Genomic DNA, 23,837 nt, shown 5'->3' with positions numbered 1-23,837 from the left:
GGTGGCACATTTATGCATACTCTATTTAAAATTATTTATATTAATGCGCGTTTGCTTATTGCTTTTATATTTACTATTACTGCTTCTACTTTAAGTTTGACGACTGCGCAGGCGACGATTAATTGCGCCGGAACTCTACCCAGTAGCTACTTTGAGCGTATTGAAAATAATACGCCGTTTGCTGGCAAGTTGATCGAACAAGCTGACGGGTCGCAGCAGCTGCAAGACCTAAGTGGTCAGATCGTCATGGATAATCTGTCCGATGCTTATATCGTAATGGACAGCTATGTGCTTGCCAAACAGCACGGCAAATACGGCGTTATCAATGCTGCTGGCAAGATTATTGTCCCTTTTGAATATGACGCTATTCAAACCGAGCCGGATATCGCAACCAGCTTTATTGTCAGCGTCAAACCATCAGATGCGACAACCAGACAAGGTATTATCAATCGTCATGGTGATTGGATTTTTCCACTAACTACGGCACGTATCGAGCATGCGCACTACGATTCTGATCATGACCAAGATTATTTTAAAATAACTAGCAATCAAGGGCGCACAGGACTGCTTGATGATAAAGGCTACTGGGCAATCATGCCAAAGTATAAGGCGATTCATCCGTTAAATGCTTGTACAGGTCAGCTTTTATATTTGCAAGTGAGCTTAAACGACGAGACAGCACTCATTGACCAAAACAATGACGTTATTATTCCTTTTGCCGCCCATCAACATATCGAAGCGTTTAATACTTCTGCTAAGCCGCCGCTATTTTTGCGTAGTACGTTAGTCAATGGTAGCACCGCTACAGGCATGAGCGAAGATATCCAAGACGAGATTGTTAGCGCGCAGATTATCGATGCTAATGGTAAGTTAATCCTTGCATCAGACGCCCCCATCAGAAAGCTGCTATACCATCAGCTTTATACTTATAAGCAAGCGGGCAAGTTTGGCATTATAAATAATAAAGGCAGTGTAATACTAAAACCACAATTTGCTAGTTATCGTGACGATGGTGAGAAAGTGTGGGTTGAAAAAGATGGCAAAATGCGCCGTTTAAATACCTTTATAACCTTAAATTAGCCTTTTTAGTTTTATTTTTATTATCGAAAAACAAAAAATCACCGTTAACTCATAACGGTGATTTTATTCTATAAACATATAATCTGGATTTTCTGTAATTTGCTATCTGACTTGTTTTTTAGCTTATTACTTACTTACCAGCCCACTCAGCTCACTCATCAATACCGATAACGTTGATAAACTCATATCATTTTCATCATTGCTATCAATTTTTTGCATCTCAGCGGTGATGAACTTAAGCTGACTTTCATGACGCGATTTCCAGTCATTAAAGGCTTGTTTGGCATCAGGCTGCTTTAATAAAGTATCCATCAGCATACGCAGACTGCGCGAAACTTCGTTGACAAGGGCGTGACGCGCACGGCGATCCCAGTGGTCTTGCTGCGGTAAGGTGGCGATATTGTCCATCATCCAATCTAGCTGTAAAACGTGATAGGCCTCAAAGTATAAAGTGGCAATCTCATCGACTGGGCGTTCATACTGCTCAGCCAGTAGCGCCGCATCTAGGGCATCGACATGGTAAGGCAACATCGCGAACATCGCCGCGTCATCCGTAGACAGCTCATTTTCCGTTAAGCTTGTGATGTCTTCTTGCAAATACTCTGAGAATTGCTGCTCGATAAAACCGCCTGCTTTGGTCAATTTTTCCACACTGTCTTCAAAGCGCTCGATCATATCGGCAACTTGCAAGTCCTGACCAAAGGCATTGATAAACCACACTACGCCATTTTCAAGCGCATCACGCAAACGCAGCTCAAGCTCGAGTAGCAAGGTGGCATCGACTTGGTTGTCTAGTGACTCAAGTTTTTCCCAAGCTTTGGATACATGGAAGACATCACGAGCAATTGCATAGCCGCGCGCAATCGTAGCAAGCGTTTGCCCCGTTTCCTCAAATAAACGGAATAAGGCTTCGATACCCAAACGGTTGACGATGCTATTGGTTAAATAAGTACTGATGATTTCACGGTGCAAACGATGTTCTTTCATCTCATCAAAGAAGTTTGCTGCCAGCTCATCAGGGAAGTATTGACGCAGCTCATTAACGAAATACGGCGCATCAGGCAAATCTGATGCCAACAAATTATCGTACACCCACATTTTGCCGTAAGCCATCACAACTGCCAGCTCTGGATTGGTGAGACCTGTGCCCGCTTTTTGACGCTTGGCAATCTCTTCATCCGATGGCAGATATTCGATGGCACGGTCAAGACGACCTTCACTTTCTAACATTTGAATAAAGCGTTGATGGTCACTTAAATTTGCGGCGGCGCGTAAATGGCTGAGCTCAAGCGCCTGTGGTTGTAGATAGTTTTGGCGCAGTACCAATTCAGCGACCGTATCGGTCATAGACTCTAACAGCTCATTACGCTGCTTGAGCGTCATGTCGCCTTGCTCGACCACTTTACCCAGTAAAATCTTAATATTGACTTCATGATCCGAGCAGTTGACGCCGCCTGAGTTGTCAATGGCATCAGTATAAATGCGCCCGCCCGTCTGTGCGTATTCGATACGCCCTTGCTGAGTAAAGCCTAAGTTACCACCTTCGCCAACGACCGCCGCCCGCAGCTCACCACCGTTGACGCGCACGGCATCATTGGCGCGGTCACCAACATCGGCATGACTTTCATTGGCGCTTTTCACGTAAGTTCCGATACCGCCATTCCAAATCAAATCAACTGGCGATTTTAGCAGCGCACTGATTAACTCGTTAGGCGCAAGGCTGTCTTCACTGATCTCAAATAATGCTTTCATCTCAGGGCTAATAACAATGGTTTTATCTTGACGTGAGAACACGCCACCACCTTGGCTGATGAGCGATTTTTCATAGTCGTCCCACGTTGAACGCGGCAGATTAAATAAACGCTCACGCTCGGTATAAGACGCGGCGGTATCTGGGTTTGGATCGATAAAGATATGTAGATGGTTAAAGGCTGCGACCAACTTGGTGTGCGTCGATCTGAGCATGCCGTTACCAAAAACGTCGCCGCTCATATCGCCGATACCAACGACAGTGAAATCATCACGGTTTTGGATGTCCATACCGCGCATACGGAAGTGACGTTTGACCGATTCCCAGCCGCCGCGTGCGGTGATACCCATGGCTTTATGGTCATAGCCAACCGAGCCACCTGAGGCAAAGGCATCGTCAAGCCAGAAGTTATACTCGCTTGATAAAGCATTGGCAATATCTGAGAAAGTAGCGGTACCTTTATCGGCGGCGACCACTAAATACGGGTCATCTTCGTCGTGACGCACCGTATTGGCTGGCGGGACAATTTTGCCATCGACAATATTGTCGGTCACATCCAGCATACCGCGCAGGAACGCTTGATAACAGGCGATGCCCTCTGCTTGGAAGGCTTCACGGCCATCAGCCATGGTTTTGGTCTTGACGATAAAACCGCCTTTGGAGCCAACCGGGACAATCACCGCGTTTTTGACCATTTGCGCTTTGACTAGACCAAGTACTTCGGTACGGAAATCTTCCATACGGTCCGACCAGCGCAGGCCGCCGCGGGCAACTTTGCCGCCGCGTAAATGCACCGCTTCAACACGTGGTGAATAAACAAATATCTCAAACATTGGCTTAGGTTTGGGTAAGTTTGGAATATCTGCCGCCAAAAACTTAAACGATAAACGGTCTTTACGTTGACCATCCGCTTCTCTTTGATAGAAGTTGGTACGCACCATGGCATTAATCAAATCTAAATACCAACGCAGGATACGATCTTCATCTAAACTACTGACGCCAGCCAAGGCGCTGTTGATTTGCTCTCGAGTTTGATTGGTTTTGCTGGCGCGCTCCTCTTCACTGTATTTAGGATTCATGCGCGCATCGAATAGCTCGCTTAAGGCAATGCTAATGGCACTATTTTTTACCACAGTTTGCTGAATATAAGCACTAGAGAACGGCGCTTTTGCTTGCATCATATAACGCGATAAGGCACGCAGTACCACCACATCATACGTGTCGAGTTTGGTGGTTAATACCAGCTCATTAAAGGAATCACTCTCAACGCGCCCTGCCCATATTTGTTTAAGACTGTCTTCAAACTGCGCGCGTACCACTTGCATATCGATGGTGTCAACATGTTCCAATACCAGCTCATACTCTTGCATCCAAATCGGCTGCTCTGGCAAATCGAACTCATAAGTTTGCGCTGAGATGACCGATACGCCAAAGTTTTCTAGTACCGGCAAGACTTTTGAGAGAATCACAGGGTTTTGGCGACCATATAGTTTTAGGTGCAGCTGATTGCTGGCGCCGCCCGTTGACTTATATAAATGCCAAATCATTGGCTGCTCGTCATTTAAACTCGCCAGACGTTTGGTATCTTCGACCGCCGTCCGCGCATCAAAGCGTTCTTGATAGGCTGCTGGAATATAGCTTAAGAAGCGGCGCATTAAGGCATTTGCTTGCTGCTCGCCGACATTATCGAGCAGCATTTTTTGATAATTATCGCGCCATGATTGCATGAGAGCCGACAGCTTATCTTGTAGCGCCGCCGTATCCACGTCATTTACTTGACCGGGTATCGTACGCACATGGACGTGGACGCGGGCGTGTTCTGATTCGTTAAATTCCGTGGTAAAGCCAGATGACGTACCGCCGTAAGCGTCTTTTAAGACGTTTTGTACTTTAATACGCAGCTCGGTATTGAATTTATCACGTGGAATATAGACCAAGCAGGATACAAAGCGCTGATAATGATCGACTCGGCTAAATAAGCGCAAGCTTTTTTTATCTTGCAATTGGCTAATACCAGAGACGATAGGATATAACTCTTCAACGCTGGCTTGAAACAAATCATCGCGCGGCAGAGAGTTAATCACATGCATCATTTTATGATACGCATGACCGTCACGTGGTAAATCCGCCATCGCCATGATTTTATTGGCTTTTTCACGTAGCAACGGAATCTGTTGTACGCTTAGCTGATAGGCTTGCGCGGTAAATAGACCAATAAAGCGATATTCGCCAATCAGCTTGCCATGGTCATCAAACTTATGAATGCCTAAAAAATCCATGTATACCGGACGATGGACAGGTGACACACGGCTTGATTTAGACAACATCAATACGCGTGGCTCGGTTAATAATTTTTTTAGATTATGAGGCAACTCATCAAAGCTTTTTGAGAGCGTATCCTCACTTCCGCCGCGCAACAGGCCAAGCCCACTATTACCAATGGCAAATAAGTCTAAATTGTCATCATTTTCTAAGCGGTACTCGCGATAGCCTAAAAAGATAAAATGCTCATCTAATACCCAATCCAAAAACGCTTGAATTTCTTGCGGCGAATAATACACTTCGGGTAGATTTTGACCAGCCAGCTCCGCTTTTATATCGGTCAGCTTGCCGCGTATCTGCTGCCAGTCATCAACGACGATATCAAGGGTATCGATTTTTGCCAGCAGCATCTGCTTTAATGCCGCCAACTCATCATTGTTTTGATAAGCGATTTCGCAATGAATCAAAGACATTTTTGACGTGTCACTTTCATGGGCGCTTTCGACATGAGTGATATCGCCGCTTTCATCGCGCTCAACCCCGATAATGATATTATAGGTACGATGGACATCGATACCTTCTGCTTCCAAGCTCATTAAAATGGTATCGACCAAAAATGGTCTATCGTAAGCGACTATTTGGATAACCGTATGCGAGCTATGAAAATGCTGCTCTTCGGCGATGGGGTTTAAAATAGCAAGCTGCGGCTGACTGCCGTCATAGGCTTTAAGCAAAGTAAAATGATGCAGCGCCATACCAGCCAAATCCATATTACTGATATCTTTCGCCACTTCTTGATGCAGCGTCTGATAATAGCTATGAATAAAATGGTCAAATAGCGATTTGTCTTTTTGTACATAGCTGGTGGCAATATCGCTTATCTGGCTGATCCGCTCTTTTGCGATATTTAAGTTGTGAGGCATATCCATTGTCCTTTGTTATAGGTTTGTCGTTCTCGTTTTTGCAATAACCAATCATTGGTATCTACTAGTGCCAACCTATCAAAGTGTAACGCACTGCGGCGTCTAGCAAAAGCGTACAACATCATTTCATGAATCACTAAAATGTCGATAACCTTTGATAATGAGACAGTTAAAGATAGAGTATTTAGTAATTAAGACAATAACACCCTAACCTCATCTAAAACTTTCTGGCAGGTGGATACTCATGACAACCATGGCGTTTTTTTGTTAGAATACCGCAGTATATTGCAGCAGATTTTGCTGGCTCGCTATTAACTCCCAAAAAACTAACTCACAAACAACTTACAATGAATTTTGATGCTAAGGGCAGACGTATGATGAATATTTTGGTGATTGGCTCAGGTGGTCGCGAACACGCACTCGCATGGCAGTGTGCAAAAGACGACAAGGTACAAAACATCTATGTCGCTCCCGGTAATGCTGGCACCGCCCTTGAGCCCAAATGCCAAAACGTCACCTTAGAAGATACAGCCGATGCTGACGAACACAGTGCGGTCATCGAATTTTGCCAAAATAATGCCATTGATATGGTGATTGTCGGTCCAGAAGCGCCGCTGGTAACCGGTATCGTTGATGCTTGCCGCGCAGCCGGTATTAAAGCATGGGGGCCAACCGCTTATTGTGCGCAGCTCGAAGGCTCAAAAACCTTTGCAAAAGAATTTATGGCACAAAACAAAATACCAACCGCAGCTTATCAAGGGTTTACGGACGCTACTGCTGCCAAAGCCTATATCGATGAGCAAGGCGCACCGATTGTGATCAAAGCCGACGGCCTTGCTGCAGGTAAAGGCGTTATCGTCGCCGAAACCATCGAGCAGGCGCACGAAGCAATTGACGATATGCTTGCGGACAATAAATTTGGCGATGCTGGTAGCCGTGTGGTTATCGAGCAATTCTTGCAAGGGGAAGAAGCCAGCTTTATTTGCATGGTAGATGGTAACAACATCTTGCCGATGGCAACCAGCCAAGACCATAAACGTGCGTTTGAAGGCGATACGGGACCAAATACTGGTGGCATGGGCGCTTACTCCCCTGCCCCAGTCGTCACCCAAGACGTTCACGATAAGGTAATGGCGCAAGTTATCCAACCTGTTGTTGATGCAATGAAAGCCGCTGGTCACCCTTATACTGGATTTTTATATGCTGGGCTGATGATTGATGATGCGGGTGACCCGTATGTAATTGAATTTAACTGCCGTTTTGGCGACCCAGAAACGCAGCCAATTTTGATGCGTTTACAATCATCGATGGTTGACTTGGTCGCACAAGGGCTAGAGGGTAAATTACCAACCGCAGCCAATTGGGATGAGCGCCCTGCTCTAGGTATTGTCGTTGCTTCGAAAGGCTATCCTGAAACCTCATCAAAAGGTGATGTGATTACAGGCTTACCAGAATTAGATAATGATAATAAAAAATCGGTAAAAGTCTTCCATGCTGGCACGGCTTTCTCTAATCAAGATGCGCTTAGCAATGAAAAAGAAGTCGTGACCAACGGCGGGCGTGTATTGTGCGTGACGGCATTGGCTGACACTATCTCTGATGCACAGCAAGCCGCATTGACCGTGACGGGCGCGATTAGTTTTGATGGTGTGCATTATCGCCGTGATATTGGTCACCAGGCGATTGCTCGCGAAAACGTTTGATATGGTTAAGCCAATTTAAAACTTATATCATTTTTCTTATATTGTTTTTATAGCAGTCCGATCTAGTGTAATGCTAGGTCGGATTTTTCGTTTGCTCATTTTTTATGAGCGTATTTTAAAAATTATCTTTGGCGGCTTAGTGTTAGAATAAGGCTATTTATTGTGGCGCTTGATTTTGAGCGCTTTAATGCTCGGTCGTAGCATGTAACATAGCAATTCATAGATGTACTTTTAATATGCATACGTTAATTTACAAAGTAACGGTTCATGCTAGGCGCAGGCAGCTCAATCTACCACCCATTATATGATACAATTTTGTACCAGTACGTCGCATCTCCTTGTATTGTCGGTTTACGCCCGCACATCAATAGCAACCGGATGAATGATTATATTTATGGCAAATGATACCTCTAGACCCTCTAATAATAAACCGTCTAATAACAAGCAATCCATCGACAACCTGAAGACCTCAGGGTTTGAGCGCCGGATGTCTATTGCAAAAACCTCCTTAAATATTGGTCGTCGTTGGGCAGGTAATAGTGTGTCTGGTATGTTTTTGAATAAAGAAGCACGTACGGCGCGCAATCAAATTTTTATGGAAGAACAGGCGCATTATCTGGCAGAAGAGCTGGGTAAATTAAAGGGCTCGGTGGTAAAAATTGGCCAAATGCTGGCAATTTATGGCGAGCATATATTACCGCCTGAAATCACGCGCGCCCTGCAAACACTCAATGACGATACCGCCACCTTAGCATGGCCAAAAATCGAGGTCACATTACGCAAATTATTAGGCACGAAGTTAAATGAGCTAGAAGTTGATCCCGTTCCTATTGGTACCGCTTCCCTCGCCCAAGTTCATCGCGCAACGGTATTGGCAACGGGCGAGCAAGTGGTGTTAAAAATCCAATATCCCGGTGTGGCCGATGCCATCAATTCTGACTTGGCTTTATTTAAGCGTTTATTAAAAGTCAGTAATATCGTACCGCAAACACGCGCCCTCGATGCATGGTTTGAAGAGATACGTGACCTCCTCCATCATGAAGTTGACTACGAAGCGGAAGCAGCGACAACGGAGCGTTTTTATGAGCGTTTACTAGGCGACCCGCGTTATATCGTACCTAAAATCAATCGTACTTACTCAACCAAACGCTTGTTATGCATGTCTTATGAGCCAGGCATTACGGTGGTCTCGGAAGCGCTACAGTTATTGTCACATGAGCGCCGCAACGCTATCGGTCAAGCCGCTATCGAAATCATGATGCAAGAGATTTTTGTATGGGGCGAGATGCAAACGGATCCCAATTTTGGTAATTACCTCGTTCGTGTCGCTGCTGATGAAAACGAAATCGATAAGCTGGTCTTGCTAGATTTTGGTGCCATTCGCCAATTCGATAATAACTTACTAACCATTGCGCACGGGCTATTGCGAGCTGGGTATCGTCATGATTATCAAGCAATGAAAAGCGCCATGACCGGTTATGATTTTTTTGATAGCATGAGTGATAAAGTACGCTCCGATATTGCTTCATTATTTTTATTAGCGACAGAACCCTTTAGTGACCCTACTTTAAACCCTGATATTCCCAAAAATTGCTTAGATGAACAGCAGCGTTATATCTGGGCCAATAGTAAATTACATACTCGCCTCTCAAATAACGCTACGCGAGCGATGCAGTCTTTTGAGTTTAATCTGCCACCTAAAGAATTTATGTTTATTAGTAGAAAATTTATCGGTGCTTATACCTTTTTGACAGTGCTAGATGCGCATACGGATTCTAATAAACTGGTAAAGCCTTTTTTATAAGATGAGAAAGTGATATTTTTTGGACCGCCCTTTTGTGGCGGTCTTTTTTATGTTTTTTTTACTTGCTTAGGCTATTTTATATAATTATCTTCTTGATAATACATTTTTGTTTCATGCTCTTTGTCCTTAATTTTTTATTCAGTAATTTTAAGTACAATTCATTATTTTACTTAGGCTATTTTTTATGCTTCATTACTTGCCCGCCAATTGTCGAATCGGGTTTGATAACCGTCAGGCTTACGCATGTTTAACTGCCAACAAGTTTCACCGCGCGCTAGATACTTGACTTCAAAGTGTGTACGCTGACTATCGCTAGCGACTTTATGACGCGTATTCGGTAAGCACCAGACCTCATTGGCTTGCTGCTCTGCATTATCCATATATGCCTCTATATTAGTCGCCAGCACTACTTCTCCGCCTACTTGCAAACGAGAAAGCAAGAATTCAAAAAAAGGCATATTTAACCACTGTTGGTTAGGGTTATGTTGCTCAGGATTGGGATATAAGATAAAGATACGCTCGATACTGTTTGGTGCAATGGCGTGGACAATCCAAGCGATGGCATCAGCATGAATCTCGCTGAGGTTGCATGACTTTTGCTGCGCTGCCATTTTAGCAAAAGCATCGAATTTATTACGCGTACGCTCGATGGCTATCAAGTGCTTATCAGGATGTTGCAGTGCGAAGCTAAGCGCATGCTTGCCCTTCCCTGCGCCAATCTCCAATACCAAAGGCAGCTCGGCGTCAACCAATATATCCGGCATTATAAAATCGCGTGGAGCTGAGAGTTTTTGTGGTTGAAAGGCGCGCTGCTGCTGATGCGAAAGCTCAAAATTGTCAGTCATCTACTATCCTTAAGGGATTTGTCATTTGTCATTATCCGGTCGCATGCTATTATATAGTCAATCCAGCCCAATAGTAATACAACCTCCACGCTTATCGAACGACAATTATTAATGACGCAGGGCGATTGCTTATAAATCTGGAAAACCCACATTTTTCATACTCGCTATTGATTAGAAGCGCTGTCCTAAATGACAGCATTTATTGATAGCCCATAGGATGTATCTACTTTTATTATGACTGAATCTACTTCTAGCAACAGCGACAACCATACCAACCCCTTACCCAAAACCTATCCTTGTCCAGAATGCGGCAACCAAACCGCGTGGCAGGACAATAAATATAAGCCATTTTGTAGTCATCACTGCAAGCTTATCGACTTAGGCGCTTGGGCAAACGAAGAATATACCTTACCTGCCGAATCGACGCCGTTTTCTGATGAGCTCTAATTAATCCCAATCTCTTTAGCCCTCTAACCTTTATATAATTCCAAGGATGTTTTACATGTCTGCTACTTACCTGATGCCCACTTACAATCGTCAACCAATTAGCTTCACCCGCGGTTCAGGCAGTTGGCTTTATACCAAAGATGAGACGCCCTACTTAGATGCCTTGACGGGTATCGCAGTATGCGGCTTGGGGCATTGTCATCCAGAAGTAACTGAGGCTATTCAGCAGCAAGCAGCAACCTTAGTGCATACCAGTAATTTATTTGGCATTGATTGGCAAGAGCGAGCTGGCGAAGCTCTATGTAATGCCGCGCAAATGGACAGCGTATTTTTTGCTAATAGTGGCGCTGAAGCCAATGAAGCGGCATTAAAACTGGCACGGCTCTATGCGCATCAGCAAGGTTTTAAACGCCCAAAAGTTATCGTTATGGAACAGTCTTTTCATGGTCGTACCTTGCTATCGTTATCAGCAACTGCTAACCCTAAAGCCCGTGAAGGTTTTTATACCTTGGATAAAGACTTTATTCGTGTGCCCTTTGGTGATATCGCCGCGATTGAACAAGCCGCTCATGACCATGATGATATCTGTGCGGTATTTGTCGAGCCTATACAAGGCGAAGGTGGTTTAAATACCGCAGCCAATGGCTTTACGTATCTTGAGCAACTACAAGCTATATGCGGTAGTCATGATTGGTTATTTATGCTCGATGAAGTACAAACCGGTAACGGTCGTACGGGCAAGTACTTTGCGTATCAGCATAGCAATGCACGCCCTGATGTCTTAACCACGGCCAAAGGCTTAGGTAATGGCTTTCCCGTAGGCGCTTGCATGGTGCGTGGTCGCGCTAATGGCTTGTTCGGTGCCGGTAGTCACGGCTCAACCTATGGTGGCACGCCATTAGCAAGTCGCGTGGTACATAGCGTTTATGAGGTGCTTGCCAATGGCGATATCATGGACAATGCCGTCACCGAAGGACAGTTTATCCGTGATGGTGTGGTTGAGGCACTTGGACAATATGGCGTCAGCACTCGCGGCGCTGGGATGATGATTGGTATCGCGCTGCCAGAAGAGATGGATTGTAGCAAATTGGTTGACCGTGCCCGTGATGAGCAAAAATTAATCATTAATGTCACAGGCGGGCATGTGATTCGACTATTGCCGCCGCTTAATATGAGCCGTGATGAAAGCTCACAAGTGGTTGAGCGTTTGGTTAATTTATTGAAACCTTCGTTTTAAACGGTTGAATTAATCAAAGTTTAAAACTAGAAAAAGCCTATAGATACATTATCTATAGGCTTTTTGCCTTTTAACACTTTAAAAGCATTTTAATCAGATATTACTAAATACTTAACTTAATTGGCGTGAAAGTACTTTTTTAATACTTCTAAGCAACGGGTGATTTTTGCTGGTTGCTGATCACGGTTTAAGGTGACGGCATATAGCACGAAACTTGGCAGCTGATAACCAGTCAACACTTCGACCAAATTGCCATTTTCAAGCTCTCTTTTGACGTCCATCTCCATGATACGAATTATACCATGACCTTCCTTTGCTAAAGTCATCGCCATAAAGACGTTGTTGGTGTGGATACGCGAATTCATTTTGATGCGTGTTTTCTTGCCTGTTTCGGTCTGAGTAAGCTCGACATGACTTGCGTCTTTCATGATATCGATACAAATCAGCTGATGGTCTGCTAAGTCTTTTGGCGTTTCAATCTTTTTATGCTGACGCAAATACTGCGGTGAGGCGACCAACAGTTGACGCACATCAGATAACGGATGATTGCTCAAGGTTGAGTCATTGATATTAGGGCTCATACGTACCGCAATATCGATACGCTCATCAATCATATCAATATAATGATTATCAGCAAAATAAGTAATGCTAAGGTCATCGTGCGCCGACATCCAAGTCGATAGAGCGGGCAAAATATGGTGAACGCCAAGCTCAGGCGTCGTTGCAATACGTAAGCTACCCGCAAGCTCATCACGTAATTGGTTGACTTTAATACGCCCTTGTTCAGCGGCACTGACCACATCTTTTGCCGCTTCATAAAAGCTTGCGCCCGCTTCTGTTAAGCTAAGCTTACGAGTTGAGCGATGCAAGAGTACTACGCCAAGCTCGTTTTCTAAAGCACGTATCTGTTGGCTGACCGCACTGGTCGTAATACCCAATTCGCGAGCTGAACCACTAAAAGAGCCGTGTCCGACTACACTGGCAAACACAGCCATACCACGTAAATTATCTAACATATTTCCACCTAAGCTGCTTTTTAGTTTTTAATATAACTTAACCATTATAGCGGATTATAATAAATCTTACAGTTTTTTACTATAACTCTGTTAGTCATCCAAAGCTATTTAGTCATTAATAAAACGAAAAATATCAAGGCGATAAATTGATATCGCCTTGATATTTGGAGAATTATAATAAAATATATAAAGGTTTACTGATTAAGGATTGCCAATCATAAAATTGAGCATTGTTTAATATAACTGAACGCTTTAATATAGTTGGGGTGTACCCATTTTTCCTTCACCGCGCTCCGTCAAATACTGCATAACGGGTGTATTAAGCAATCTAGACTCTGCCACTGTACGCGCTTCAATAAGGCGTTTTTGTTGACGACGTTCAGGCGTCTTATCATCGGCTTGCATAATACTGCCATCTATCTGCAAGCTAATGTCTGCTTGCGTAAACTGTTCTTGTAATTTTGCCGCCAGCTGCTGAAAAGTAGCTTGCAGATGCTTACTATCCACCGCCGTGACAAAGACCGCTTTAGCGTTACAGTGCCCGGTCATCATTCCTTGACGTGCCAGTGCCAATTCATCGGGCGCCAAACTACCAGCTTCACGGGCGCATTGTAGCCAGTAGTCCCATTTTTCTGGCGTCCACTCGCCCGTTAATTCTTGCGGCGCACAGCGTAATAAAGTACGCGGATCATCCACTTGCGCAGTTAATTGAGAATCATTTGCGCTAGGCTCAACAACAGGCTCAGGCTCAACAACAGGCTCAGGCTCAACAACAGGCTCAGGCTCAACAACAGGCTCAGGCTCAACAACAGGCTCAGGCTCAATAACAGGCTCAGAGATAACATTGCTGCTTAATAAATCCAATCCTTCATCATTACCGTAGCTATTATATTGGTCAAATTCAGCATCATCATAACTTGTATTGTATGGCTCGACCTCATTTTGACTTGAGGTCTGATAATCAGCATCATAGCCTGGTAGGGGCAGTATTGAGTCCGCTGCTGGCTCTAAGTGTGGTTCTGGCTGCGATTCTGATAGCGCTTCTACTACTGCTAAGGTTTGCTCTAATGAAGGCGCTATATTTTCAGCTGTATTTAAAAGCGCAGTGGTGTTTGCTGCATCAGCAGTACTGGCACTTATTGATACTGTATTGAGTTCAGCCTTAGCATTATCGGCAGTGTTAGTTTCTATCGAGCCTGTAGAAACAGATGATACAGAGCTAGATGCTCTAGGGACAGAAGATATAGTAGTATCCGGTACGTTTGCTAAAATCTCATCGACGGGTAAAGGTCGAAACGCCAATAGACGTAAAATACACATCTCAAGCGCCTGCATCGGTGTGCTAGCCAGCTTTACGCCTTCACGCGCCTGCACGACGATTTCGTAATATAGCTGTAAAACGTCAGGACTCATGTGCTGCGCAAGCTGATTAATCTGCTGCGCTTGTGCTTCGTTTACGTTAAGCGCAACCTCAGGCAGCAGTTGCGTCAATGCCAATTGATGTAACAGCTCAGCCAAGCCGTCAAACATGCTAGTGGCATCGACCATTTGCGCCCGCATTTGCTCGATATGTGTGGCGACTGCTGATTTATCATGATTATAAATATCTGTAATTAAACGCACCAAGTCAGCGGCATCAATTAAGCCAAGCATGGCATTAACTGTTACATCATCGAGCGCGCCTTGTCCAAATGCAATCGCTTGATCGGTCAGCGATAACGCATCACGCACCGAGCCTTTAGCAGCACTGGCCAATTGCCAAAGCGCAGGCTGAGTATAATCCACCTGCTCTTGATTTAAGATATTGGCTAGATGCTCACTAAGCAGACTTTGCGATAAAGGACGCAACACAAACTGCAAACAGCGCGAGATAATCGTGATGGGCAGCTTTTGTGGGTCGGTGGTGGCTAGTAAGAATTTTACATGCTCAGGTGGCTCTTCCAAGGTTTTGAGCAGCGCATTAAAGCTGTGTGTCGACAGCATATGCACCTCATCAATCAGGTATACCTTGTAGCGACCTTGGCTTGGCGCATATGGCACATTATCAAGTAGCTCGCGAGTATCTTCAACTTTGGTACGCGAGGCCGCATCAATCTCGATTAAATCAATAAACCGTCCTTGATCAATCGCCACGCAGTTATTACAGACACCACATGGCGTGCTAGTAATACCCGTCTCACAGTTTAAACATTTAGACAAAATACGCGCAATAGTGGTCTTACCGACACCGCGCGTACCCGTAAATAAGTAAGCATGGTGCAGACGATTATAATCAATCGCATTAATCAGTGCTTGGGAGACGTGCGATTGCCCAATCAACTCGTGAAAGTTTTTTGGACGATATTTGCGCGCTAAAACTTGATATTGCTGCGTCATAATGAATGCCAATGTGAGTAATGATATAAATAAAGCTTCAAATCAGCGATTTAGCTTAAAACTAACTATCAAAGTAGGTATTAAAAAGAAATGTCGAAACTGGGTTTGAGCATAGCTTACGACTGCGCCCGTAACTCAGCCAATTGTTCATATAAACGCTGGGTATTAGCATCGATAAGCGAGCCTTGCTGATGAAAGGCGTCAAGATGAACTTCGGTATTCACGCTGTCTTCACAGGGTCTGACATCGACACCGATTAAAAACAGATCTTGCATGATCGGCTGCTGCATTTGCGCGTTGAGCTCAAATAATAAGTCTTGATGACCAGCACGCACTTTGTCCGCACTTAATGAGCTGTTGTCATCTTGCGCATAAAAAATCAGCAGATAATGACGGCCAAAGATATTATAAGAGTGCTCATGGCGCACGTAGCCATTCCAGCGTGAATCTTGGTCAATCGTTCTATGCGCCAAGATTTTCTCTACCAAACAAGCATAGGTGTACATGGACTCATCGACCAAAATATCAACCTGCTCTTTTGGCAATGGCGTACCCACGTCATAACACGCTATGACCAAGCTATTAAACAGCTTGTACCACATGCGCCTGTTCTTTTGAATCTCTGCCATCAACGCTTGAGCAAACTCTGCCTGCTCAGGCTCTGCCGCTTTTAGCAATCGTGGTTCAATCTCTGCTATCAAATTATGGCTAACCAGTTGTTTTTGAACCTCAATCGCTCTTTGGTGAAAATCTGGCGACTGTAAAAACTGGGCAAGCAAGGTTGATTCGTCTTGAAAGGCTTCAAATCCGGCAAGCTTACGGCGGTGAAAGTCTAGAAATGCCGTCAAATCACTGGGCGTTACCAATTGCTTGAGTATCTCAGTGAAATTCTGATAGCTAAAGACTTGCAAGACGCTTTCTTCATCATCCAAATCTAACACACAGTCTTCTGCAAAAAACTGACTACCATATTCATAGCCAACCGCATATGAAGCGGTTTCTACAGGTTTACTCTGTTGGCTATTACGATAACTATTCTGATAGCGGTTTTGATAAAGGTTTTGAGCATTATTCTTTTCAGCATTTATCTCAGCAATCTCTTGATGCTGAACCGAAAGTGCGGTCAAACCAATAAAATAAATCGCCTTGTCTACTGTTTGCCTTTGGCCAGATGCCAACTTATTTTTAGACTGGTTTTTAGAAACATTTTGATAGGCAAGCGCCTGATCATTCTTAAGATACAACTGAGCGTGTTGCTTAATCAGCTGATTGACAACGTCTTTTCTCCACGTACGCACCTGAGTGCTATCGATATCCTGTCTATCAGCCTGTATCGTCACATCATTGACGATAAGGTAGACCACAGCATTAGAAAACTCAAAGACAAAATCATACCCCTGAAGATATTCAGAGGCAGTGATTTTGTCTGGAGTTAAATCGTACAAAGATAAAAAGTTTTGCTGAATCATCTGCTGCCAAATCGACGCTGGTACTTGCTGAGTGTCCATAACATCCCTATCCATAAGGTCTCATAAAACACTTGAGACCATTCCGTTAAAAGTACAAAAAGCCTTCTTATGTTCAGTTTAGTCCCAGCGTCGATTTATGGCAAGTAAAGCAGTCTAGCTTTCGAACTTGCGGCGCATATGTGGGAATAAAATTACATCGCGAATACTGGCCGAGTCAGTAAATAGCATCACTAAACGATCGATACCGATACCCTCACCTGCAGTCGGCGGTAAACCATAAGACAAGGCTTCGATATATTCTTCATCAAAATGCATCGCTTCATCATCGCCAGCGTCTTTTTCAGCGACTTGGCCATGGAAACGCTCAGCTTGATCGGCAGGGTCATTGAGCTCACTAAAGCCATTTGCCAGTTCACGACCACCGATAAATAGCTCAAAGCGATCGGTAATGTCAGGATTGTCATCGCTACGGCGTGCCAGCGGTGAAGTTTCAGCTGGGTATTCGGTGATAAAAGTCGGCTGACGTAACTGATGCTCAGCGGTTTCTTCAAAGATAATGGCCTGCAATTTACCCACGCCAAAGACATCTTTGACTTGTTGTTTAAGCGTCGTTGAAGCATATTCTGCAAGATACTCACGGTCGTTGATACGCGATATATCGAAGTTTTCGGCATATTTAGCGATGGCATCAGACATCGACAAGCGGATAAATGGGGCTTTTAAGCTAATCGCCTCGCCTTGATAAGTCAGCTCCGTGGTGCCCAAAATATCCATCGCCAACTCATTGAACAATCGCTCGGTCAAATCCATCAAGTCATGATAATCGGCATATGCCTGATAAAACTCAATCATGGTAAATTCAGGATTATGACGGGTTGAGACGCCTTCATTACGAAAACTGCGGTTAATCTCAAATACCTTTTCAAAGCCACCAACCACTAGGCGTTTTAGATACAGCTCAGGGGCGATACGCAAGTATAGCGGCATGTCTAAAGCATTATGATGGGTCACAAACGGACGCGCGACCGCGCCGCCTGGAATAGGATGCATCATCGGCGTTTCAACTTCCATAAAACGCTCATTTAGCATAAATTTGCGAATACCGCTGATAACCTGACTGCGAATCACAAAGGTATCGCGCGTGGTCTCATTGGTCATCAAATCAAGATGACGATTGCGATAGCGTGCTTCGACATCGGCCAAGCCATGGAACTTATTTGGCATCGGACGTAGCGCTTTGGTCAATAGAGTCAGCGCTTCGATATGGACATATAAGTCGCCTTTGCCAGAACGACCGATATAACCAGATACCCCAACGATATCACCCAAATCTAGCGATTTGATCGTCGCTAGTGTCTCTGGGTCTAGCTGTTTGCGTGCTACATATAACTGAATACGACCGGTCATATCTTGAATCACGATAAACGCGCCGCGATTGAGCATCACGCGACCGGCTACATTTACCTGAGTTTTTTCACCATTGGCAATTTTATCTTCAATTTCTTGCTTTGAGATACCATCAAAAGCCGTTTGTAAATCCTGAGCATAGTCCGTGCGCTTAAAGGTATTCGGATAAGGCTGCTTACCTGACGCCTTGATGTCATCCAGCTTGGTTTGCAGTTGAGCAATCAGCTCGTTGGCGTCTTCTGGGGCTTGCTCTTGATTCGGATTTTGATTGTTGTGCTTTGACATAATACTCTCAAAATTATTAGATAATTAAAGGAATAAACGAAGTAAAATTAAAATAAAACGTTCAAATAAAACTTATTTTTAATATGAAAAAATAGCAAAATCTTTCTGACTGTTGGCGTCCAGCTTAGCTAACTTAGACAGTTTGTGCTTTTAATCACCGCCGCCGATACTAGCCATCAAGTCTGCTTGGTGTTCACGCAGCAGCGCATCAAGGATTTCATCTAAGTCGCCTTCCATAATCGAATCAAGTTTGTATAACGTCAAATTGATTCGATGGTCGGTCATACGGCCTTGCGGGAAATTATAGGTACGGATACGCTCTGAGCGATCACCACTACCGACCAAGTCGCGACGTATTGAGTCCGCCACATCGACTTGTGCTTGTACTTTTGCTTGCTGAATTTTGGACACCAGCATTTTCATCGCATGGGCACGGTTTTTATGCTGACTGCGTTCTTGTTGACACTCTACCACGGTACCCGTTGGAATGTGGGTCAAACGTACCGCCGAGTCGGTGGTGTTAACGTGCTGACCACCGGCGCCGCTTGAGCGAAAGGTATCCATTTTAATATCGGCAGGATTGATATCGACGCTATCATCAATCTCAACCTCTGGCATAACGGCAACCGTACAGGCTGAGGTATGGACACGACCTTGGCTCTCGGTTTCAGGCACACGCTGGACGCGGTGCGCACCCGACTCAAACTTTAAACGACCATAAACGCTATTGCCCGACACACGAGTAATGATTTCTTTATAACCGCCATGTTCGCCCTCATTGGCTGATAAAATCTCTACCGTCCAGCCTTGGTTTTGCGCGTATTTTTGATACATACGGAACAAATCACCCGAGAAAATCGCTGCTTCATCACCGCCTGTCCCCGCTCGAATTTCCAAAAACGCTGGCACTTTATCATTGGGGTCTTTTGGCAACATCATGACGTTAAGCGCTTCTTCCATCTCAGCAATGGTCTTACTCGCACTGTCAATCTCATCCTGCATCATCTCTTTCATTTCAGGGTCTGATGATTCCGCAAGCATCGCCTCTGCATCCGCTTGATCCGTCTCTGCCCGCACATAGTTCTGCCATAACGTCGTGATCTCCATCAAGTCGCTATGCTCAACGGACAATTCACGGAATTTATTATTATCGCTGATGACACTTGGGTCGGATAATAAGGCGGTGACCTCTTCATAACGGTCTACCATCTGGTCTAAACGCAGGCGTAAGGATTCTTTCATAAAAGGACTTTTTTAAAATGAGTAAAATAAGAGAGTGATTATAGCAAATTTTTGCGCTTAATTTAAAACCTCTCAGCAATCTTGCCATTATATTCGCAAACTGCTCAATTTATACGCGATTACACCCATATACCAACCTTCAATTCTGCTTGCTATAGCTATAAAAAGGCATCACGAAACAAAAAAACAAACGGCGAGCATAAAAAAAATAGCTAAGAATTCTCTTAGCTATTTTTATGGTTAAAACAGAGCTTCTATTAACTATTAAACCTTACGAACCAGTACCGAACCAATCGAGTAACCGGCGCCAAATGAGCAAATCACACCCAAATCACCAGAGTTTAGCTGATCCTTGTAGCGATGGAAGACAATCATTGGACTTGCTGAACTGGTATTGGCAAACTCATCAATGACACTTGGTACAATCGCTTTATCCGCTTCTTTACCGATAACGGTACGCAAGATTAAGTCCAGCATATTGGCATTAGCTTGATGTAGCCACATCATTTTAACATCGCTGGCTTGCAGATTGTTTTCATGCAAATGCTCAGTAATAATCTCAGAAACCTTTGGACAGACTTCACGGAATACTTTACGACCGTTTTGTAAAAACAGTTTGTCAGTGACCGGCTCTTTGATATCGGGGTACATCTCAGTCTGCGCTGCTAAGAACTCAGAGCGATCCATAAAGCCGTATTCGTTTTTGATATTGGTCGAAAACTGAGTGAATAACTTGGCGTTTAGAATCTCGTAGCCTTTTGGCGTATCAAGCTCTTCTACGATACAAGCTGTTGCAACGTCACCAAAAATAAAGTGGCTATCACGGTTGCGCCAGTTTAGATGCGCTGAAGTAATCTCAACGTTCACAACCGCAACGCGTTTGGCAAGACCCGAAACGATAGAACCATGTGCTTGCGATAAACCAAAAGTCGCGGCACTACAAGCAACGTTCATATCATAAGCAAAGCCACCAACCATACCAATCTCATTTTGAATCTCGATAGAGACCGCAGGATAAGTACGCTGGAAGTTTGAGCACGCAAGAATAATACCGTCTAAATCATTGGCCTCAAGACCTGCATCAGCGAGCGCATCTTTTAGTGCAGCAGCGCCCATTTCTGCCATGATAGACAGCTCTTCGCCCAAATTACGATAGGCAATGACAGGTGCCATAATTTCAGGGTCTAAGATACCGTCCTTTTCCATCACATAACGTGATTTGATGCCCGATACTTTTTCAATAAAGGCCGCTGATGAGTGCTCTAGCGCCGTAACTGTACCAGCTTCAATCGCGTCAGCATGTTTGGCATTATAATTATCAACATACTGGTTAAATGACTCTACTAACTCTTCATTACTAATGCTATAAGGGGGGATATATAGGCCAGTGCCCGTGATACAAGTCGTCATGATACGCTTCCTTGTCTACTACGATGGTGCTTGCAATAAGCATAAAAGTGGAGAAAAACAACAGTCGTCTAATTTTCGGTGAATAACTGTAAACTTAAAATAAGTGCCTTTATTATGCCTGAATAATATAATTTTTCTAATACTTTGTTACAAATAATCCGTTTCTTAATGAGAATAAGTAAAGATTGGCTTCATTTGTCGACAGCTGCGCTATAATTGCTGTGAATTATCATCATTTGGTTGCAACTTGTTTGTTAACTCTCGCTTTACTTTTTAATTTTGGAACAGCAATGGCGGAACTCTTAAACTGGTTAGTTGGGCAGTATGCTGACTACTCAATCCTATTTATTGCCTTAGAATTGATTGCGGTCATATTTGGGGTCAGTAGCGTCTTACTTGCCAGCAAAACCAATATTTTGGTTTTTCCTATTGGATTGGTCAGCACCGCTATTTTTGTCTATCTACTTTGGAAGTGGCAACTGTTCGGCGATATGTTTATCAACGCCTACTACAGTATCATGAGTATTTATGGATGGATAAATTGGACGCAAAATAAGCACAATACAGACATCAAAAAGCATCATGACCATATAAATCCAACCAGCCAGCAGCAAGATGAACACACCTATAATGCGGACGCTCACTCTGCCATTGACGTTGAACATTTAAACAAAAAAGACCTCCCTATTCTCACTGTACTGGCGGCAGCGACCGTCGCCTTTGTCGCTCTGGTCTATTATTTTAGACCTGTTATCAATAATAACTTTAGCTTTGATGGCGCGGTATTGGGCTTGCACTTATTTACCTGGGTCGATTACACCGACATGCTGACCACCGCGCTGTTTTTAATGGCAATGTGGCTGATGGCGCGGCGTAAAATCGAACACTGGCTACTTTGGATTATTGCTGATGCGATTTCCGTGCCGCTGTATTTTTATAAAGGTCTAACCTTTACCGCGCTACAATATGTAGTGTTCACTCTTATTGCAATCTGGGCATACTATGAATGGCAACGACGCTACCGCGTACAATCTCACGCAGCATACGCCTAAATCGGTCATCAATGTCGCCATACTAGGGGCAGAAAGCACTGGAAAAACCACATTATGCCGCGATTTGGCTGCGCATTTTGGCAGTCCGTGGGTACCAGAATATATGCGCACTTACCTGCAAGTAAAATGGGATAACGAGCAGCTGACTTGCACGTGGGATGATTTACTACCTATCGCGCAAGGTCAAATCGACTTAGAAAATAAGCTTGCCAAACAAGCAGCGCAACTGCCTGATGACAACCGTTATTTATTTTGTGATACCAGTTTATTTGAGCTGATGGTGTATGCCAATTGGTATTACGGCGACTGCCCTAAAGCGCTTACTCAAGCGGCATTAACGCACCATTACGATTTGATACTCTTGACCGAAGTAGATATCCCGTGGGTCGCCGATGATTTGCGTGATAGCCCGCATCAGCGTGAAGATATCAGTGCTTATTTTGCCAGTCAGTTAACTTTGCATAATAAAGATATTCAACGCATCGGTGGCGATAGAGTGCAACGGGTGCAGCAAGTGGCTAAATGGCTAAATGGCTAAATGGCTAAAAAGAATAGAGAAATAACCCCAAATCTTAAGCAAAACCTATCGTGCCTGTAGGAATTATTTTTGAAAGCTGCCCTATTTACGATGATCGCTTTAATAGCTTTTGCCGCCAATTCTTTGCTTTGTAGAATGGCATTGGCAGACGGCGCAATTGATGCCTGGAATTTTACCGTTATCCGCTTGCTTAGCGCTGCCGCGTGCCTTGGTCTTATCATGCTGCTGCAAGCGTATTTTTTAAGAAGAAACCGTTTAAGAAGAAATGGTCCAAAACAGACTGGCAGTATTGATAAGCCTGTCTTAAAAGATAAAGGCGACTGGTTTAGTAGTCTTTGCTTAGTTATATATGCACTATGTTTTTCAGTGGCTTATCAAGCGCTTGATACCGGGACGGGCGCGCTTATTTTATTTGCCGCCGTGCAGCTTACAATGATTGGTTGGGGCATTTATCATAAAGAACCATTAACTCGCGTGCAGTGGACAGCGCTTTTGATCGCATTGATAGGTTTTGTATACTTGATGCTGCCATCAGCTAGCACGCCTTCCTTTTCTGTGGCGTTTATAATGGCAATAAGCGGTAGCGCTTGGGGTATCTATAGCATACGTGGTAAAAACTGCGTCACACCGTTCAGAACGACTGGCTTTAATTTTATAAGAAGCCTAGTGGCTGTGCCAATATTGGCATTATTAGGTATGAGTTATTTAAACGATATCACCATGACAGGTATCATATTGTCAGTCGCATCGGGTGCTATTGCTTCTGGCATCGGTTACAGTGTCTGGTATATGGCGATGCCGCTCTTAAAAACCACCCAATCAGCAGTAGTTCAACTTTGTGTACCGGTACTTGCCGCCCTATTCGGTATGATATTTTTGTCAGAGAAATTAACTTTAGATTTTATTGTCGCAAGTGTAGTGATATTAGGCGCAGTGTTGGTCTTCATTTTAAACAAAGGACAAGCAAGACCTTACTGACTAGACCGTGCAG

The 23,837-nt window shown here is 44.1% G+C and carries 16 protein-coding genes; 8 read left to right on the top strand and 8 right to left on the bottom strand.

The genetic code is table 11. The features are described 5' to 3' along the window. The first annotated feature begins 12 nt into the window (after positions 1-12). The gene (locus tag CXF58_RS07505) at positions 13-1,080 is read left to right on the top strand and encodes a WG repeat-containing protein (protein WP_102077074.1); all 1,068 of its coding nucleotides are present in this window, start codon (positions 13-15) and stop codon (positions 1,078-1,080) included. A 126-nt stretch (positions 1,081-1,206) separates the two neighbouring features. Here the strand turns inward: CXF58_RS07505 and CXF58_RS07500 are convergent, their stop codons facing one another. Next, a complete protein-coding gene (locus CXF58_RS07500; RefSeq protein WP_102077073.1) occupies positions 1,207-6,015 on the bottom strand; it encodes an NAD-glutamate dehydrogenase in 4,809 nt (1,602 codons plus the stop codon). A 377-nt stretch (positions 6,016-6,392) separates the two neighbouring features. Here CXF58_RS07500 and purD point away from each other — a divergent pair, with 377 nt between their 5' ends. After that, positions 6,393-7,718: a phosphoribosylamine--glycine ligase gene (purD, locus tag CXF58_RS07495; RefSeq protein ID WP_102077085.1), complete on the top strand. Its 1,326-nt coding sequence runs from the start codon at positions 6,393-6,395 to the stop codon at positions 7,716-7,718. Positions 7,719-8,112: 394 nt separating this feature from the next. Continuing rightward, on the top strand, positions 8,113-9,522 hold the full coding sequence (locus CXF58_RS07490; RefSeq protein ID WP_102077084.1) for an ABC1 kinase family protein: 1,410 nt from the start codon (positions 8,113-8,115) through the stop codon (positions 9,520-9,522). Positions 9,523-9,704: 182 nt separating this feature from the next. Here the strand turns inward: CXF58_RS07490 and CXF58_RS07485 are convergent, their stop codons facing one another. Then, positions 9,705-10,367, bottom strand: coding sequence for a class I SAM-dependent methyltransferase (locus CXF58_RS07485; RefSeq protein WP_102077072.1), 663 nt, complete (start codon positions 10,365-10,367; stop codon positions 9,705-9,707). 234 nt (positions 10,368-10,601) lie between these two features. Here CXF58_RS07485 and CXF58_RS07480 point away from each other — a divergent pair, with 234 nt between their 5' ends. Together CXF58_RS07480 and CXF58_RS07475 are read left to right on the top strand one after the other, a co-directional pair. Beyond that, positions 10,602-10,814: a DNA gyrase inhibitor YacG gene (locus CXF58_RS07480; RefSeq protein WP_102077071.1), complete on the top strand. Its 213-nt coding sequence runs from the start codon at positions 10,602-10,604 to the stop codon at positions 10,812-10,814. Positions 10,815-10,869: 55 nt separating this feature from the next. Next, the gene (locus tag CXF58_RS07475; RefSeq protein WP_102077070.1) at positions 10,870-12,051 is read left to right on the top strand and encodes an aspartate aminotransferase family protein; all 1,182 of its coding nucleotides are present in this window, start codon (positions 10,870-10,872) and stop codon (positions 12,049-12,051) included. Positions 12,052-12,167: 116 nt separating this feature from the next. On the opposite strand, the gene CXF58_RS07470 is transcribed toward CXF58_RS07475, so the two are convergent. From CXF58_RS07470 to CXF58_RS07445, 6 genes are all read right to left on the bottom strand, one after another. Then, a complete protein-coding gene (locus tag CXF58_RS07470; RefSeq protein WP_102077069.1) occupies positions 12,168-13,067 on the bottom strand; it encodes a LysR family transcriptional regulator in 900 nt (299 codons plus the stop codon). Positions 13,068-13,319: 252 nt separating this feature from the next. Further along, positions 13,320-15,443 carry a DNA polymerase III subunit gamma/tau gene (gene dnaX / locus CXF58_RS07465; protein ID WP_102077068.1) on the bottom strand — a complete coding sequence of 708 codons (2,124 nt, stop codon included), beginning with the start codon at positions 15,441-15,443 and terminating at the stop codon, positions 13,320-13,322. Positions 15,444-15,559: 116 nt separating this feature from the next. Further along, positions 15,560-16,966: a hypothetical protein gene (locus tag CXF58_RS07460; protein ID WP_228706564.1), complete on the bottom strand. Its 1,407-nt coding sequence runs from the start codon at positions 16,964-16,966 to the stop codon at positions 15,560-15,562. A gap of 99 nt (positions 16,967-17,065) precedes the next feature. After that, a complete protein-coding gene (gene lysS, locus CXF58_RS07455; protein ID WP_102077066.1) occupies positions 17,066-18,604 on the bottom strand; it encodes a lysine--tRNA ligase in 1,539 nt (512 codons plus the stop codon). Positions 18,605-18,754: 150 nt separating this feature from the next. Further along, positions 18,755-19,846 (bottom strand): peptide chain release factor 1, encoded by a 1,092-nt coding sequence (gene prfA, locus CXF58_RS07450; protein WP_102077065.1) that lies wholly within the window; start codon positions 19,844-19,846, stop codon positions 18,755-18,757. Between the two features lie 264 nt (positions 19,847-20,110). After that, positions 20,111-21,256, bottom strand: a complete 1,146-nt coding sequence (locus CXF58_RS07445) for a beta-ketoacyl-ACP synthase III (protein WP_102077064.1) — start codon at positions 21,254-21,256, stop codon at positions 20,111-20,113. A gap of 290 nt (positions 21,257-21,546) precedes the next feature. Between CXF58_RS07445 and pnuC the strand changes: the two genes are divergently transcribed. The 3 genes from pnuC to CXF58_RS07430 all read left to right on the top strand — a co-directional run bounded on the left by pnuC (position 21,547) and on the right by CXF58_RS07430 (position 23,824). Beyond that, the gene (gene pnuC / locus CXF58_RS07440; protein ID WP_102077063.1) at positions 21,547-22,308 is read left to right on the top strand and encodes a nicotinamide riboside transporter PnuC; all 762 of its coding nucleotides are present in this window, start codon (positions 21,547-21,549) and stop codon (positions 22,306-22,308) included. After that, positions 22,259-22,846, top strand: a complete 588-nt coding sequence (locus CXF58_RS07435) for an AAA family ATPase (RefSeq protein WP_102077062.1) — start codon at positions 22,259-22,261, stop codon at positions 22,844-22,846. The genes pnuC and CXF58_RS07435 overlap by 50 nt, the downstream gene beginning before the upstream one ends. Before the next feature lie 69 nt (positions 22,847-22,915). Continuing rightward, the gene (locus CXF58_RS07430) at positions 22,916-23,824 is read left to right on the top strand and encodes a DMT family transporter (RefSeq protein ID WP_102077061.1); all 909 of its coding nucleotides are present in this window, start codon (positions 22,916-22,918) and stop codon (positions 23,822-23,824) included. The last annotated feature ends 13 nt before the right edge of the window (positions 23,825-23,837 follow it).

The sequence above is a fragment of the Psychrobacter sp. Sarcosine-02u-2 genome, from assembly GCF_002836335.1.
In the GTDB taxonomy this organism is placed as follows: Bacteria; Pseudomonadota; Gammaproteobacteria; order Pseudomonadales; family Moraxellaceae; genus Psychrobacter; species Psychrobacter faecalis.
Note: the sequence above shows the minus strand (reverse complement) of the source record. Positions and strands in the feature narration are given on the sequence as shown.

What these genes read in the sequence shown, in the direction of transcription:
- CXF58_RS07505 (WP_102077074.1), top strand. Translation starts at nt 13, where the DNA reads ATGCATACTCTATTTAAAATTATTTATATTAATGCGCGTTTGCTTATT.
- CXF58_RS07500 (WP_102077073.1), bottom strand. Translation starts at nt 6,015, where the DNA reads ATGCCTCACAACTTAAATATCGCAAAAGAGCGGATCAGCCAGATAAGC.
- purD (WP_102077085.1), top strand. Translation starts at nt 6,393, where the DNA reads ATGAATATTTTGGTGATTGGCTCAGGTGGTCGCGAACACGCACTCGCA.
- CXF58_RS07490 (WP_102077084.1), top strand. Translation starts at nt 8,113, where the DNA reads ATGGCAAATGATACCTCTAGACCCTCTAATAATAAACCGTCTAATAAC.
- CXF58_RS07485 (WP_102077072.1), bottom strand. Translation starts at nt 10,367, where the DNA reads ATGACTGACAATTTTGAGCTTTCGCATCAGCAGCAGCGCGCCTTTCAA.
- CXF58_RS07480 (WP_102077071.1), top strand. Translation starts at nt 10,602, where the DNA reads ATGACTGAATCTACTTCTAGCAACAGCGACAACCATACCAACCCCTTA.
- CXF58_RS07475 (WP_102077070.1), top strand. Translation starts at nt 10,870, where the DNA reads ATGTCTGCTACTTACCTGATGCCCACTTACAATCGTCAACCAATTAGC.
- CXF58_RS07470 (WP_102077069.1), bottom strand. Translation starts at nt 13,067, where the DNA reads ATGTTAGATAATTTACGTGGTATGGCTGTGTTTGCCAGTGTAGTCGGA.
- dnaX (WP_102077068.1), bottom strand. Translation starts at nt 15,443, where the DNA reads ATGACGCAGCAATATCAAGTTTTAGCGCGCAAATATCGTCCAAAAAAC.
- CXF58_RS07460 (WP_228706564.1), bottom strand. Translation starts at nt 16,966, where the DNA reads ATGGATAGGGATGTTATGGACACTCAGCAAGTACCAGCGTCGATTTGG.
- lysS (WP_102077066.1), bottom strand. Translation starts at nt 18,604, where the DNA reads ATGTCAAAGCACAACAATCAAAATCCGAATCAAGAGCAAGCCCCAGAA.
- prfA (WP_102077065.1), bottom strand. Translation starts at nt 19,846, where the DNA reads ATGAAAGAATCCTTACGCCTGCGTTTAGACCAGATGGTAGACCGTTAT.
- CXF58_RS07445 (WP_102077064.1), bottom strand. Translation starts at nt 21,256, where the DNA reads ATGACGACTTGTATCACGGGCACTGGCCTATATATCCCCCCTTATAGC.
- pnuC (WP_102077063.1), top strand. Translation starts at nt 21,547, where the DNA reads ATGGCGGAACTCTTAAACTGGTTAGTTGGGCAGTATGCTGACTACTCA.
- CXF58_RS07435 (WP_102077062.1), top strand. Translation starts at nt 22,259, where the DNA reads ATGAATGGCAACGACGCTACCGCGTACAATCTCACGCAGCATACGCCT.